At 72.6% G+C, this 12,361-nt stretch carries 13 protein-coding genes; 3 read left to right on the forward strand and 10 right to left on the reverse strand.

The features are described 5' to 3' along the window. Positions 1–20 precede the first annotated feature (20 nt). From gap to ACQF4J_RS05080, 3 genes are all read right to left on the reverse strand, one after another. Positions 21–1,019: a type I glyceraldehyde-3-phosphate dehydrogenase gene (gene gap, locus ACQF4J_RS05070; protein WP_427164757.1), complete on the reverse strand. Its 999-nt coding sequence runs from the start codon at positions 1,017–1,019 to the stop codon at positions 21–23. Positions 1,020–1,142: 123 nt separating this feature from the next. Further along, entirely contained in the window at positions 1,143–2,099 is a 957-nt protein-coding gene (locus ACQF4J_RS05075; RefSeq protein ID WP_351563844.1) for a GlxA family transcriptional regulator, read from the reverse strand. An 80-nt stretch (positions 2,100–2,179) separates the two neighbouring features. After that, complete coding sequence (locus tag ACQF4J_RS05080; protein WP_427168565.1) at positions 2,180–3,589, reverse strand: DHA2 family efflux MFS transporter permease subunit; 1,410 nt, start codon at positions 3,587–3,589, stop codon at positions 2,180–2,182. Between the two features lie 147 nt (positions 3,590–3,736). Here ACQF4J_RS05080 and ACQF4J_RS05085 point away from each other — a divergent pair, with 147 nt between their 5' ends. Then, positions 3,737–4,168 carry a MarR family winged helix-turn-helix transcriptional regulator gene (locus ACQF4J_RS05085; protein ID WP_351563846.1) on the forward strand — a complete coding sequence of 144 codons (432 nt, stop codon included), beginning with the start codon at positions 3,737–3,739 and terminating at the stop codon, positions 4,166–4,168. Between the two features lie 25 nt (positions 4,169–4,193). Here the strand turns inward: ACQF4J_RS05085 and ACQF4J_RS05090 are convergent, their stop codons facing one another. The 4 genes from ACQF4J_RS05090 to ACQF4J_RS05105 all read right to left on the reverse strand — a co-directional run bounded on the left by ACQF4J_RS05090 (position 4,194) and on the right by ACQF4J_RS05105 (position 7,845). Then, positions 4,194–4,370, reverse strand: coding sequence for a hypothetical protein (locus ACQF4J_RS05090; protein ID WP_351563848.1), 177 nt, complete (start codon positions 4,368–4,370; stop codon positions 4,194–4,196). A 116-nt stretch (positions 4,371–4,486) separates the two neighbouring features. Further along, the gene (locus ACQF4J_RS05095; RefSeq protein WP_427164758.1) at positions 4,487–5,401 is read right to left on the reverse strand and encodes an SGNH/GDSL hydrolase family protein; all 915 of its coding nucleotides are present in this window, start codon (positions 5,399–5,401) and stop codon (positions 4,487–4,489) included. A gap of 175 nt (positions 5,402–5,576) precedes the next feature. Next, the gene (locus tag ACQF4J_RS05100; RefSeq protein ID WP_351563852.1) at positions 5,577–7,100 is read right to left on the reverse strand and encodes an APC family permease; all 1,524 of its coding nucleotides are present in this window, start codon (positions 7,098–7,100) and stop codon (positions 5,577–5,579) included. 169 nt (positions 7,101–7,269) lie between these two features. Then, positions 7,270–7,845, reverse strand: coding sequence for a hypothetical protein (locus ACQF4J_RS05105; protein ID WP_351563854.1), 576 nt, complete (start codon positions 7,843–7,845; stop codon positions 7,270–7,272). Positions 7,846–8,153: 308 nt separating this feature from the next. Between ACQF4J_RS05105 and ACQF4J_RS05110 the strand changes: the two genes are divergently transcribed. Beyond that, positions 8,154–8,579 (forward strand): ATP-binding protein, encoded by a 426-nt coding sequence (locus ACQF4J_RS05110; protein ID WP_351563856.1) that lies wholly within the window; start codon positions 8,154–8,156, stop codon positions 8,577–8,579. Here ACQF4J_RS05110 and ACQF4J_RS05115 read toward each other — a convergent pair. From ACQF4J_RS05115 to ACQF4J_RS05125, 3 genes are read right to left on the reverse strand one after another with little or no spacing between them, the layout of a single operon-like run. Continuing rightward, a complete protein-coding gene (locus tag ACQF4J_RS05115; RefSeq protein ID WP_351803711.1) occupies positions 8,576–9,139 on the reverse strand; it encodes a hypothetical protein in 564 nt (187 codons plus the stop codon). The two genes, ACQF4J_RS05110 and ACQF4J_RS05115, sit on opposite strands and share 4 nt — an antisense overlap. Beyond that, positions 9,136–10,686, reverse strand: coding sequence for an ATP-binding protein (locus ACQF4J_RS05120; protein WP_427164759.1), 1,551 nt, complete (start codon positions 10,684–10,686; stop codon positions 9,136–9,138). Before ACQF4J_RS05120 ends, ACQF4J_RS05115 begins: the two co-directional genes overlap by 4 nt. Then, a complete protein-coding gene (locus tag ACQF4J_RS05125) occupies positions 10,683–11,363 on the reverse strand; it encodes a response regulator transcription factor (protein WP_351563862.1) in 681 nt (226 codons plus the stop codon). The genes ACQF4J_RS05120 and ACQF4J_RS05125 overlap by 4 nt, the downstream gene beginning before the upstream one ends. Before the next feature lie 140 nt (positions 11,364–11,503). On the opposite strand from ACQF4J_RS05125, the gene ACQF4J_RS05130 reads away from it, so the two are divergent. Further along, positions 11,504–12,361, forward strand: coding sequence for a DUF3152 domain-containing protein (locus tag ACQF4J_RS05130; RefSeq protein WP_427164760.1), 858 nt, complete (start codon positions 11,504–11,506; stop codon positions 12,359–12,361).

Below are 12,361 nucleotides of genomic sequence, written 5' to 3' on the forward strand. Positions count from 1 at the left end.
GCGGCGGGAACGACTCCGTGTCAGCCGGCGGCCAGGAGTTCGAGGGTGTCGATCACGCGGTTCGAGAAGCCCCACTCGTTGTCGTACCAGGCGACGACCTTCACATGGCGGCCGTCGACCCGGGTGAGGGCCGAGTCGAAGATCGACGACGCCGGGTTGCCCGTGATGTCGGAGGAGACGAGCGGGTCCTCGGAGTACTCGAGAACGCCGGCGAGCGAGCCCTCGGCCGCCTTGCGGTACGCGGCCAGGATGTCGTCGCGCGTCACCTCACGCGCGACCGTGGTGTTGAGCTCGACGATCGAGCCCACCGGAACGGGCACGCGGATCGAGTCGCCGGACAGCTTGCCGTCCAGGTTCGGCAGCACGAGGCCGATCGCCTTCGCCGCGCCCGTGGTGGTCGGCACGATGTTGACCCCGGCCGCGCGGGCCCGGCGGGCGTCACGGTGCGGGCCGTCCTGCAGGTTCTGCTCCTGCGTGTAGGCGTGGACGGTCGTCATGAAGCCGTGCTCGATACCGGCGAGCTCGTCGAGCACCGCGGCCAGCGGTGCCAGCGCGTTGGTCGTGCACGAGGCGTTGGAGACGATCGTGTGCACGGCCGGGTCGTACGCGTCGGTGTTGACCCCGTACGCGAGCGTGACGTCCGCGCCGTCCGACGGGGCGCTCACGAGGACCTTCCTCGCACCCGCGTCCAGGTGGGCCCGGGCCGCCTTGGCCGAGGTGAACCGGCCGGTGGCCTCCAGCACGATGTCCACGCCCAGTTCGGCCCACGGCAGCTGCGCCGGTTCGCGCTCGGCGAGCACCGTGATGCGTCGGCCGTCCACGACGAGGGCGTTCCCGTCGACGGTCACCGGGCGGCCGAGCCGGCCGGCCGTCGAGTCGTAGGCGAGCAGCCGCGCCAGCGTGGCGGGTTCCGTGAGGTCGTTGACGGCAACGATCTCCAGGCCGCTGTCGCGCTCCAGCAGCGCGCGCAGCACATTGCGTCCGATGCGGCCGAATCCGTTGATGGCGATGCGAGTCATCAGCTGTGTCCCTTTCGTTCGCCACCAGGTTCGCTCGCCGTGTCGGCCGCTGACAGTGGCGCGATCGCCACGGTTCAAAAGGATCGCGCCAACGCGTGGGGACGCGACGGCGGTGGGCGCCGGCTACTCGCCCTGGGCGAAGGTGCGCCGGTATTCGCTGGGTGTCGTGCCCAGGATGCGGTGGAAGTGCAGCCGCAGGTTCGCGCCGGTGCCCAGACCGACGTCGGCGGCGATCTGCTCCACGCTGCGCTCCGAACGCTCCAGCAGTTCGCGGGCCATGTCGATACGGGCCCGCATCACCCACTGCATGGGCGTGTACCCGGTCTCCTCCACGAAGCGGCGCGAGAACGTGCGCGGCGAGACCGCCGCCTGCCGTGCCAGTGTCTCCAGGGTGAGGGGCTCGTCGAGATGGTGCAGCGCCCACTCCCGGGTCGCGGCGAACCGCTCCCCCAGCGGTTCGGGCACACTGCGCGGCACGTACTGCGCCTGACCGCCGCTGCGGTAGGGAGCCGCGACCAGGCGCCGGGCGGCGTGGTTGGACGCGGCGACTCCGAGGTCGCCGCGCAGGATGTGCAGGCACAGGTCGATGCCCGAGGCGGCGCCGGCCGAGGTCAGCACGCTGCCCTCGTCCACGAACAGCACGTTCTCGTCGACCCGGACGAGCGGATGCCTGGCCACCAGCGCGCGCGTGTAGTGCCAGTGCGTGGTGGCCCGCCTGCCGTCGAGCAGGCCCGTGGCCGCGAGCGCGAAGGCGCCCGTCGAGATCGCGGCCAGCCTCGCGCCCCGGGCGTGGGCGGAGCGCAGCGCCTCGACGACGGTCCGCGGCGGGTCCTCGCGGTCGGGGAAGCGGTAGCCGGGGACGAAGACGATGTCCGCCCACTCCAGTGCCTCCAGGCCGTGGGCGACGTGGTACGACAGCCCGTCGCCTCCGGTGACCAGGCCGGGCGCCGCGCCGCACAGCCGCACCTCGTACGGCATGCTCGCGCGCGTCGTGAACACCTGCGCCGGGATGCCGACGTCGAGCGGCTTGGCTCCTTCGAGCACGAGGACGGCGACGCGACGCAGACGGGAGGCTGACACGCGGACACGATACGCAGCGCGCGCCGTCCGGCCCGTACGAGGCCGTACGGGCCGTGTCGGCGCTCGCGCGGGGGCCGGTGTCAGCGCGTCCGTGCCCCGCGGGACCGCAGGGGCACCGAGCGCCTCGAGACCGTGGTGGTGCCGCCCGCGGCCGCGCGGGCCGGGGCGTCCGGCACGGTGAAGGCGAAGACGGCGGTCACCGCCGCGATGGCGGCCAGCACCAGATAGGCGTGCTGGTAGGCGCTGACGGGCGGGTGCGCGGCGGCGGCCGCGGGGGTGTTCAGGACCAGGGCCGTGGTCACCATGGCCGGGGCGAGGGCGCCTCCGGTCTGTCGTACGACGGTGTTGAGCGTGGAGGCCTGTGCCAGGTCGCGCCGGTCGACGGTGGCGAGCGAGGCCACCGTCGTGGGCATGAAGACGCCGCCCATGGCGATGCCGAGGAGGAACATGTAGGCGCGGAAGGTCCACAGGCCGGTGTGCTCGTCGCAGGTGGCGAAGAGCAGCAGGACCAGGGTGACGCCGGTCAGGCCGCAGCCGACGATGACGCGGGGGCCGACCCTGGCGTAGAGGATGCCGGCGACCTGGACGGTGAGCAGGACGCCGAAGGCCTCGGGGAAGGTGCTGGTGCCGGATTCCAGGGCGGTGCGGCCCTGCGCCTCCTGGAGGAAGAGCGGGCCGAGGAACATGGCGCCGAGGATCGGGACCAGACCGACGAGGTTGATCAGGTTGGTGTCCCGGAACAGCCGGTTCGCGAACAGGCGCAGCTTCAACAGCGGTGTGGGCGTGCGCAGTTGATGGACGGCGGCGGCCACGAGCAGGATCGCGCCGGAGACCAGGGCCGTGACCACGACCGTAGAGGACCAGCCGCGGTTGGGGCCCTCGCAGACGCCGAACATCGTGGTCCCGAGCGCCGCGGCGCTCAGCAGCAGGCCGGGCAGGTCGAAGCGGGGCGGCCGGTGGCCGCGGTGCCCGGCGAGGAACAGGGCCCCGAACAGCACGGCGGGCAGTCCCACCGGCAGGTTGACGTAGAACACCCAGCGCCAGGAGAGGTGGTCCACCAGCAGACCGCCCAGGACGGGAGCCGCCGCCGGGGCCATCTGCTGCGGGACGATCATGTAGCGGGCGACGCGTACCTGTTCGGCGGAGCTGAAGGTGGAGTAGAGCAGGGCGGCCGAGGCCGGGAAGAGCACGCCGGCGGAGAGGCCCTGGACGGCGCGGGCGGCGACGAGTTGGGACAGGTCGGCGGCCGCACCGCACAGCAGCGAGGAGCCGAGGAACGCGGTCAGCGCGGTGAGCAGGACGCGTTTGGCGCCGAGACGTTCGACCAGCCAGGCGGAGGCCGGAATGGCCATGGCCAGGCAGACCGGGTAGACCACGACCACACCGTCCAGGGCGGCCGTGGTGAGCCGGAACTGGTGGGCGATGGAGGGGAGCGCCACCGTGGTGATCGCTCCGTCGACGATGGCGATGAACGTCACGCTGACGCACATCACCGGGACGACGAGACGCTGGTCCAGACGGGAGGACAGGGCGGACAGACGGGTTCGGCGGGGGAACGACAGCACATGCTGAGCATACTCACTATGTGCGTGCTCATAGAATCGGGTTTTCCGGTGGAGCGTGGAACGGGGAGCGGCATGGCAGTGCAGGGCAGCAGCGACATCCTGATCGACGAGCTCTACGAGACGACCCACCAGCTGCGCAACTTCGTGGAGGCGCGGCTGCGGACCGGCGGCGCCTCCGTCGCCCGCCTGCGCACCATGCGCATGCTCGCCCGTGCCGAACGGCCGCTGCGGATGCGGGACCTGAGCGAGATGACGGGCGTCGCGGCGCGGACCACGACCAGCATCGTCGACACGCTGGAGCGCGACGGCCTGGTGGAGCGGGTGCGCCATCCCCATGACCGCCGCGCGTTCCTGCTGCGTCTGACCGACGAGGGCCTGCGCTGCCACCGCGAGGCCGAGGAGGTCGACCGCCTCGCGCTCGCGGAGGCGACGGCGGGGCTCGACGACGAGGACCGCGAGCGGCTGCGCGCCTTGCTGGCACGCATCCGCAGCGCCACCTCCTGAGGCCGGCCCCCTCAGCGCACGCGGGTCAGCGTCTGCGGCCCCGCACGTTCCAGCCGCTGCCGACGCCCGCCAGGTGCAGGGCGAGCGCCGTGAGGCCGAGCAGCATCACGTTGGTCGACGTGAAGGTGTCGTTCGTCGAGATGTCCGCGGCGTTGATGAGGAAGGCGATGAAGAACAGGATCGCCGAGACGATGGCCAGCATGATGGGCGTCCTTTCGACCGGTGGGGTCCCCGCGGGATGTGGGTTCCGGATGCCCCCAACTCGGCCGTACACACCGGCGAGCGCCTGGGTGAGGAACGCGGTCGTTCACTCGCGGCTCAGTGGCCTCGCCCGCTCTCCAGCCGGTCGAGGACCGCCTGCGCCATGGTGGCCTCGCCCTTGGCGTTGGGGTGGGCGGGGGCCGCGGGTGAGGCCGGCCGCAGCGGCTCGATCCAGCGGTCGGCGGGCGCCTTGCACATGTCGTGGCCGCGGGTGGGCCCGTAGGTGTCGACGTACTCGGCGCGGTTGAACGCCGCCGTCAGACGGAGCATCAGGTTGAGGCGTTTCTCGGTGTCGCGCAGGTAGGGGAAGTCCTTAGCGGCGAAGGGCACCGAGGGGTAGCAGCCGCTGCCGTCGTCGGGCAGGAGGTCGGGGTATCCGACGACCACCACGCGCGCGTGCGGCGCCCGGTGGTGGACGGCCCTCAGCACCTGGGTGATCTTCGGTGCCGTTCGCAGGACGGCCAGCGCCAGCTCGTCGATGCCGGAGGCCGTGTAGTGGCTCTGGCACGGGTTGCCCGCGAGGTCCTGCGGGGCGAGCTGGGCGCAGGTGGCGATGATGGAGCCGAACCCGACGTCGTTGCCGCCTATCTGGACCGTCACCAGGTCGGTGTCCCGGTCCACCGCGTCGAGTTGGGGCGGGTTGGTGCCCTGGGGCTTCCACATCTCCTCGGTGGTCGCTCCGGCGCAGCTCACGTCCTCGAGTACGGTCGCCGTCCGCTGCGCCGCCACCAGGGAGGGGTAGTTGTGGTCGGAGCGGGCGCAGTTGGCGTCCACCTGCGTCGGGATGAGCGGCCCCGAGGTGTAGGAGTCGCCCAGGGCCACGTACTGGCGCTCGTGACCGCCGGGTGAGCCGTGCGCCAGGGCCGGTGTGCCCGCGGCCAGGACCATGGCACAGCCGCTGACCGCCGCCGCGGCCGCCCTCGCCCGTCGACGTCTTCGCGGCCCAGCGGCCGGGTGCGTGTCACGCATCATCGAGAGCCTCCTCCTCGCGGCCGTCGCGTCGGGGCGTGCCCCCGTACGGCCGTCACCGGTTCAACTGCGCCTGTATACCCGCGAGTAGCGCATACGGGCCAGAGCCGTACGACAACCAATTTCCGGGGATGGGCCGCGGGTGCGGAGGAGTTGGGCGGATCGCCGTCGGCCGCGCTCAGTCGGCGGCGGAGGTGCGGGTCGGCTTGCCCAGGGCCCAGAACAGCACGCCGAGGAGCATGAATCCGACGAGCGGGACGGCCTCCGTGAGCAGGTACTGCAGGCGCTCGCCGTGCGTCCAGCCGTCCGGCGCGTAGGCGGAGCCGAACCAGTGGTCGCCGGCGCCGGGGGCGACCAGCTGCACGGTGGCGAACAGGACGAGTGCGGTGAGCACCACGCTGATCGCGAGCGGGAAGGGCGCCCGGTAGGGGCGGTGCACGTCCGGCGCCTTGCGCCGCAGGACCGCGAGCGCCGGGAAGATGCCCAGGTAGCTGACGAGGGTGGTGGAGACGGCGAGGCCGAGGACGGCGCCGAAGAGCTTCGCGGCGCTGCCGTGGGTCAGCTCGTGGGCCAGGATCAGTACGAAGGTGGAGACCAGGCCGCTGAGGACGTTGACGCGGACCGGGGTGCCGAACCGGCTGGAGATGACGCCGAGGAAGCGCGGGGCGGCGCCGTCGTAGCCGGAGACGGCAAGGGCCCGGTCGGAGCCCATGACCCAGGTGACGCCGGAGGACAGCACCGTGAGGATGAACATGATCGCGGCGAGGTCGCCGAGCAGGCTGCCGGCTCCGCTGAGGGTGGCGGTGCCGTCGGCGGCGACATGGCCGCCGTAGACGGTGAAGACCTGGCGGATCGCGTCGATGAACCCGCCGAGACCGGTGATGGCCTTCACGGGCAGGACGAGCAGGATGCCGAGGATCGGCAGGGCGTACAGCGCGATGGCGAGGCCGGCGCTGCGGAAGATCGCGAAGGGGACGTCCTTCTGGGCGTCGGTCATCTCGTCGCCGGCGGTGTTGGGCAGTTCGAAGCCGACGTAGTTGAACATCAGGACGGGGACGAGGGCGACGAATCCCGCGTACGACGGCGCGAAGTCGACGAGGCCGAACCCGTGCAGGCCGTGCCGGACGCCGTAGATCGCGACGGTGACGGTGAACAGGCCGAGCAGGAGGAAGCGGCTCCAGGCGCCGATGGTGGGGATCCACTTGCCGATGTCGAAGGAGAGGATCGCGGCGAGCACGCCCACCCACACGAAGAGGAGGGTGAAGGCGTAGAAGGCGGGGGTGCTCAGGTCTTTGCCGTCGTTGAAGAAGGTGGTGTACGCGGTGACGGCCGAGACGGAGAGGGTGCCGCCGAGCCAGACGGGGTTGGTGATCCAGTAGAGGAAGTTGTTGACCGCGCCGGCCAGGCGGCCGAAGGCCCGGCTGGTCCAGATGTAGGGGCCTCCCTCGTCGGGGAACGCGGCGCCGAGTTCGGCGGTGAGCAGCGCGGAGGGCACGAAGAACACGGCGGCCAGGACGATGAGCCAGGTGAAGGCCTCGGCCCCCGACGCGGCCACCGTGCCGATGGTGTCGACGCCGACGATCGTGCACAGCAGGAAGAAGAGGATGTCGAAGCGGCCGAAGTGCTTGCGCAGCTTCTGGCGCTCGGTCTGCGCGGCTGCCGGCGTGCCGGCCGATTCGGGTGCTATGGGGCCAGCGGTCACCGGGCGCTCCTGTGTGCTTGTGCCGGGGCGAGATTCGGCCAATGATCCGTGGCGCCCCAGCACCGCACAAGCGCCGCTGTACAAGTTTTGACCATCGCTTCGCAGTATCAATACGGCGGAAACCGCATGGAAACAGAGCATCCGGCACCACCTGTGCCGGGGGCGTCGATCAGCCCGGCAGGAGGTAGTGGGAGAGACGGGCCTCGGCCGCGGCCGGGGTGATGCCGAGCCCCCTGCCGATCGTCTCCGGCGCGAGTTCGTCGGCCCGGGCGGCGTAAGCGGCCTCCTGGCCGATGCGGCGGGCGAGACGTTCCAGGGCGGCCACCGACTTCAGGGCGGCGACCGGGGCCTGGTCGGCGAGGACGGTCAGCCGTTCGTCCAGCCGCCGTATCAGGTCGGTGACTTCCTCGGGCAGGGGCACCGTCAGCCGTTCGACCGCCCGGACGTGCTCGCGCCAGTCGTCGAAGGCGGCCGAGGTGTCGAGGTCGTCCAGGGGGTCGTCCGGAATCCGCTGCCCGTCGAGGGGATGGCTCTCGCCCCGCCAGCCGCACGCGCAGACGGCGCGGAAGGCGGCGGCCTGGGGCCGGCCCAGCCGCCCGTCGTAGGCCCACAGCTCGCGGGTCTGGCGGCCCTCGCCGCCACCGCCGATGTCGAAGTACACCGGCGGAGGCTCGCCGCCGTCCGCGAGGACCGCGCCCACGATGCCCTCGTGCGAGTCGCCGAACTCCTCGGTGCGCCACCCCACGGCCGCTCCCCTTCCTCCCGGGGCCGCCCCACGACTCCCGGAGATCCGAGAATGCCGCAGGCCGCCCGCGGGCGTGGCGGGATTTCCGGCAACCGGGCGAACAGCCGGGCCTCGCCCACCGTCCGGTCGGGGCCCGTCAACTCCGCACGAGGTCACGGGAATCGGGCGCGGCAGGACGAAAGGGGTTGACGATCTCCCGCTCGGGGCATCAGGACTGGACAGGGCCGGCCGCGCGCGAGGTGCCGCGGCCCCGGTGGGCGGACAGACCGCGGGGATACCGGATGCGCCTGGAGGGGATGTGATCCGCGATGCGTGCGCAGGGGCGTACCCATCGGCGTTCCGTACGAGTGGAGTACCTGCTGCCCGACGAGGCCGCGTCGGCCGGCCGGGCGCGAGGGCTGACCTCGAGATTCCTGACCCATTCCGGTCATCGGGCGACGCGGGTCACGGCCGAGCGGATCGACGACGTGAAGCTCGTCGTGTCCGAGCTGGTCGCCAACGCCACCGAGCACGGCAGGAACGGCTGCCGCCTGCGCCTGCAGGTGACGGACGGCCAGGTGACCGTCGAGGTGTACGACGACAACCCGGTCCCGCCACGGATCCGTCCGTTCACCGCGGAGGGCGAGAGCGGGCGCGGCCTGGCCATGGTGCGCTGTCTGGCACAGCGCCTGGACGTCAGGTCGGTCACCGGCGGCGGCAAGCGCGTGCGCGCCGTCCTGGCCCTTCCCGTCTAGCCGGCGGGACACCGCCGTCCGGTGGCCTCGACGCGCCGGCCGTGCGGGTCCGTGACGGTGACCGGGCGGGGTGTGGTGGTGGGAGCGGCGATGCGCTGGGCGTCGAGGGCCGTGCAGGCGATCTGGTCCGCCGCGAGGCCGTCGACGCTGCCCAGCGGCACGGAAACCTCGATGTTCACCCGGGAGTCGTCCGAGGTCACCGTCACCGCGTCCGAGAGATCGCTGCCCGCGGTGGGCGGAGCGGGAGTCGCGCCGTCCGTGGGCGTCGGGGCTTCGACGGCCTCCTGGCTCGGCAGGAGGGTCGTCAGGCGCCGGGCCCGCTCCTCGGCGGTCGGTCCCTGGAACAGCAGTCGTACGGCCGCCTCGACGCCGACCGGATCGGCGGTCTGGCGGAGCACGGGGACCAGGGCGTCGTCGTGCACGAAGTACACCCGGACCCTCGGCACGACACCGCCGGCGGGCCCGCCCGCCTCCACCACGCCGGTCGTGGGGATGCCGCAGGAGGTGAGCCCGGCGAGCGCCGCGAGGAGCAGCAGCGCGGATCGGCGTACGGATCTCATCGCCGGGTCTCCTTCGCCGGTACGTCCATGGTCGGCCCGTCCTGCGCCGACTCCTCCGCGTGCAGCGGGAGTTCGACCGTGAAGACGGCGCCGCCCTCCGGCCGGTTCGCGGCGCGGACGGTGCCGCCGTGCACGCGGACGTTCTCCGCGGTGATGGCGAGGCCCAGGCCGCTGCCCTCGGTGCGGGTACGGGCGCCGTCGGACTTGTAGAACCGCTCGAAGACATGGGGCAGCACGTCGTCGGGGATGCCGGGTCCGCTGTCACGCACCTCGATGACGGCCAGCCGGCCCGTCCGCGGGGTGCCGCCCTCGGTCAGGCTCAGACGGACCGGCCGGGCGCCGTGCCGCAGGGCGTTGCCGACCAGGTTGGCGACGACGACGTCGAGGCGGCGCGGGTCGACGCGGCCGCGCAGTGCGTCGGGCGGCGGCAGACGGGTGTCCACGACGTCCGTCCAGGCGCGGGCGGCGAGGGTGCGGCGCAGCGACTCGGCGAGGTCGATCTCGTCGAGATGCAGCACCGCGGCGCCGGCGTCGAAGCGGGAGATCTCCATGAGGTCGTCCACCAGGCGGGCGAGCTTCACGGTCTCCTCACTGATCAGCCGGACGGCGGTGGCGGTGTCCGGGTCGAGGCGGGCGGCGTCCTCGTCGAGGACGTCGGTGACCGCCGACATGGCGGCCAGCGGGGTGCGCAGTTCGTGGGAGACGTCCGCGGCGAACCGGCGCGCCCGGGCCTCCATGCCGCGCAGTTCGGCCACGGACGTCTCCAGGGCGGCCGCGGTCTCGTTGAACGTGTGCGAGAGGTCGGCGAGTTCGTCGGAGCCGTGGACGGCGAGCCGGGTCTCCAGGCGTCCCTCGGCGATGCTGCGGGTGGCGCTGCGCAGGGCCCGCACCGGCCGCAGGACCCCGCGGGCCGCGAGCAGCGCGAGCAGGACGGCCAGCGCGAGGGCGGGGACGGTGGCGCGTTCGACGGCGGTGACCAGGGCGTCGACATAGGCCTGTTCGGTTCTCTGCGGCACGGTCAGGAAGATCTGGACGCCGGTCGCGGTGGCGCCGGGGTCGGCGAAGGTGAGGGACATGCCCACGACGAGGGCGGTGTGGTCGCCGCTGCGCACGCGCTGGAAGACGGTGGCGCGGCTGGAGTCGACGGCCCGGCGCAGGGCGGGCGTGACCTCCTCGAACCGGTCGCCGGGGACCGAGGTGGCCCGCGCCCGCCCGTAGGTGACCAGCACCCGCCAGGTCCCTGACGGTTCGGCGTCCGCCACATCCGCGGCGAAGCGCCGCAGGTCACCCTCGTCCGGCGGCATGACCAGGGACGAGGCGAGCCGGTCGGCCCGGCCGCGCAGCAGTGAGATCACCGTGTCCTGGCTCTGCTGGAGCACGCCGGTGCGGGCCTCGCGGAAGGTCAGGGCCCCGGTCGTCATGGCGGTGAGCGCGGCCACGAGGGCGAACGCCACGACCAACCGGGTGCGCAGCCCGCGCAGTTGGGGCACTCCGAGGCGGCGGATCGGCAGCGGCCGTGCGGTGCGGGCACGGGGTGCGGGCCTCATCGGGCGGCGAACCGGTAGCCGAAGCCGCGGACTGTCTGGATGTAGCCGGAGTCGCCCATCTTGGCGCGCAGCCGCTTGACGCAGGCGTCCACCAGGCGGGCGTCGCCGTGGTAGCTGTGCTCCCAGACGGACTCCAGGAGTTGCTGCCGGCTGAAGACCCGTCCGGGCGAGGCGGACAGGGTCAGCAGGAGCCGCAGTTCGGAGGGGGCGAGCGGCACGGGGGTCCCGCGCAGGCGGACCGTGAGGCCGGCGCGGTCGACGCTCAGGTCTCCGTAGGTGTCGATCTTCGGTATGGCCGCGTCGGCGCCGGAGGCGGCCACCCGGCGCAGGACGGCGCGGATCCGTGCGTCGAGCACCCGGGCCTGCACGGGTTTGACGACGTAGTCGTCGGCTCCCGCCTCCAGGCCCACGACGATGTCCTCGTCGTCGCCCCGGGCGGTCGCCATGAGGATCGGCAGGGTCTGGTCGAGGGCGCGCATCCCGCGGCACACGTCGAGGCCGGGCATGCCGGGCAGCATCAGGTCCAGCACCACGACGTCGGGCCGGAAGGACCGCAGGGTCCGCAGTCCCTCCTCCCCCGTCTCGGCGGCGGCGACCTCGTGCCCCTGTCGACGCAGGGCGAGGGCGACGCCGTTCCGTACGGACCGGTCGTCCTCGATCAGCAGTACGCGTGGCATGGGCTCAGTATCCGTACGCCGTACGCCTGTTCGGGGTTCTGTTACCGGATGATCACATTCGCCACCCGGGCGCCGGGCGTTATCTCTTCGTTATCGTTCGCGCCAGATCCGATCACATCCCGATCACAACCTGAACGACCATGACCGCGCACAAAGCAACTCCCGCTCGTGGCCGTCGTCGTGGAAGGGGTCCCGGGCATGCCGTCGTCCGGCGCAGGAAGGGGTCCCTCTGGGGAGGCCTGGCGGCGCTGACGGTGCTCAGCGTCACCGGTCTGGCGGCCGTCGGCTGGACGTCCGCCGGCTCCGGCGGATCCCGCGCCGACGCCCGGGACACGCCCACCGGACCCACGCACGGCTCCGCGCCGGCACCCCGGGGCAAGCCGACGCCGAGCCGGTCCGCCACGGCCTCCCCCACTCCCCCGCGGCCGGACATCCCGGCCACCGGGCCGGGGACGTACGTCACCGCGCCCGGCGGCGGCGCCGCGGTCGGCAAGGGGAAGGTCCTGCGCTACCGGGTCGTCGTCGAGAACGGCATCGACCTGTCCCCCTCGGACGTGGCGCACCAGGTGGACCGCATCCTCGCCGACCCGCGCGGCTGGACGGCCGACGGCCGCTCGGCGTTCCGCCGGGTGTCGGGCGGGCCCAGCGACTTCGTCGTGCGCGTGGCGACGCCCGGGACCGTGGACCGGATGTGCGCGCGCCACGGCCTGGACACCGAGGGCCGGTACAACTGCAGCGTCGACGGGAACGTGATGGTCAACCTGCGCCGCTGGCTGCTCGCCACGCCGGTCTACGCCAAGCATGTCCGCACCTACCGCGCCCTGATCATCAACCACGAGGTCGGCCACTTCCTCGGCCACGGCCATGTGGACTGCCCGGGACCGGGCAGGCCGGCCCCCGCGATGATGCAGCAGATCAAGGGCATGCACGGCTGCGTCCCCAACGTGTGGCCCTACGACGCCCACGGCACCTACCTCACCGGGCCGCCGCTCTCCTGA

Source organism: Streptomyces sp. C1-1, from assembly GCF_050214755.1.
Classification (GTDB): Bacteria; Actinomycetota; Actinomycetes; order Streptomycetales; family Streptomycetaceae; genus Streptomyces.

Bases quoted from the DNA above. Each gene is read 5' to 3' on its own strand.
- ACQF4J_RS05125 (WP_351563862.1), bottom strand. From the start codon at position 11,363: ATGCCACGCGTACTGCTGATCGAGGACGACCGGTCCGTACGGAACGGC.
- ACQF4J_RS05120 (WP_427164759.1), bottom strand. From the start codon at position 10,686: ATGAGGCCCGCACCCCGTGCCCGCACCGCACGGCCGCTGCCGATCCGC.
- ACQF4J_RS05130 (WP_427164760.1), top strand. From the start codon at position 11,504: ATGACCGCGCACAAAGCAACTCCCGCTCGTGGCCGTCGTCGTGGAAGG.
- ACQF4J_RS05095 (WP_427164758.1), bottom strand. From the start codon at position 5,401: ATGATGCGTGACACGCACCCGGCCGCTGGGCCGCGAAGACGTCGACGG.
- ACQF4J_RS05090 (WP_351563848.1), bottom strand. From the start codon at position 4,370: ATGCTGGCCATCGTCTCGGCGATCCTGTTCTTCATCGCCTTCCTCATC.
- ACQF4J_RS05110 (WP_351563856.1), top strand. From the start codon at position 8,154: ATGCGTGCGCAGGGGCGTACCCATCGGCGTTCCGTACGAGTGGAGTAC.
- gap (WP_427164757.1), bottom strand. From the start codon at position 1,019: ATGACTCGCATCGCCATCAACGGATTCGGCCGCATCGGACGCAATGTG.
- ACQF4J_RS05115 (WP_351803711.1), bottom strand. From the start codon at position 9,139: ATGAGATCCGTACGCCGATCCGCGCTGCTGCTCCTCGCGGCGCTCGCC.
- ACQF4J_RS05080 (WP_427168565.1), bottom strand. From the start codon at position 3,589: ATGTGCGTCAGCGTGACGTTCATCGCCATCGTCGACGGAGCGATCACC.
- ACQF4J_RS05085 (WP_351563846.1), top strand. From the start codon at position 3,737: ATGGCAGTGCAGGGCAGCAGCGACATCCTGATCGACGAGCTCTACGAG.